An 852-nucleotide genomic window follows, 5' to 3' on the forward strand; every position below is an offset into this window, starting at 1 on the left:
GTATTATTGGTTCGAAAACGGTGCGCGTATTAACAATGCTTGGCGCAGTGCATGGGGATATCGCTATTACGTTGATGATGAAGGACGTGCCGTACAAGGGTTACGTACCATCGGTGGTAAGCGATATCATTTCGGTACCGATGGGACGTTTTATTTGCGAACTAACCAAACTGTCGCGCATAACCAAGAGAAGTACCGGGCATCAAGTACTGGTGAGTTGCAGCCTTGGAGCGGTTACTTTGATACGCCAGCAGGTTGGCGTTGGATAGAAAATGGGCAGATGTACACGGGGTTCCGGTTCTACATGGGAGCTTACTATTACTTCCGCAATGGTGTGCGCCAACACAATCAATTTGTGTCGCAGTGGGGACTGCATTATTACGTCGGTCATGACGGCCGATCAGTGCAAGGAATTCACGTGATTGATGGCAAACGCTATAATTTCGGCTCAAACGCCACTTTTTATATGCGGTGACGTCTGCGGAGTAGTGTTTTAAAATTTAAGAACAAGGCCCAGAGTACTAGGGTTTTGTAGTTTGCCAGTAATGAGCTTGCGTGTGCCAAGTCTTGTTACTGGTGTTTTTTATTTACGTAACGGTAAGTGGTTAATTAATTTGATGCAATTTTGGATAATCTAGTTTTGCTTGATGTTCAATGTCTGTTTATCCACCTGAGAAAAGAAGACAATCTTTGGCAGAAGTACCAGATTCATTATGCTAGTATGAAAAAATAACCAAAAACGAATGTTTTTAACTATTTTTAATCATCACAGAAGAGAAACTATATATTATGAAAAAATATTTAATGCGAACAGGTGTTGAACCTCTTGAATATAAGACTCCACAGGATTTG

General features: G+C 41.7%; 1 pseudogene. It reads left to right on the forward strand.

Annotation, left to right across the window (positions count from 1 at the left end):
- Positions 1-475: pseudogene (locus WEIDD23_RS00680) on the forward strand (1,4-beta-N-acetylmuramidase); the annotation flags it as partial.
- Positions 476-852: the final 377 nt, after the last annotated feature.

Source organism: Weissella sp. DD23 (assembly GCF_001579105.1).
GTDB classification, from domain to species: Bacteria; Bacillota; Bacilli; order Lactobacillales; family Lactobacillaceae; genus Weissella; species Weissella cibaria.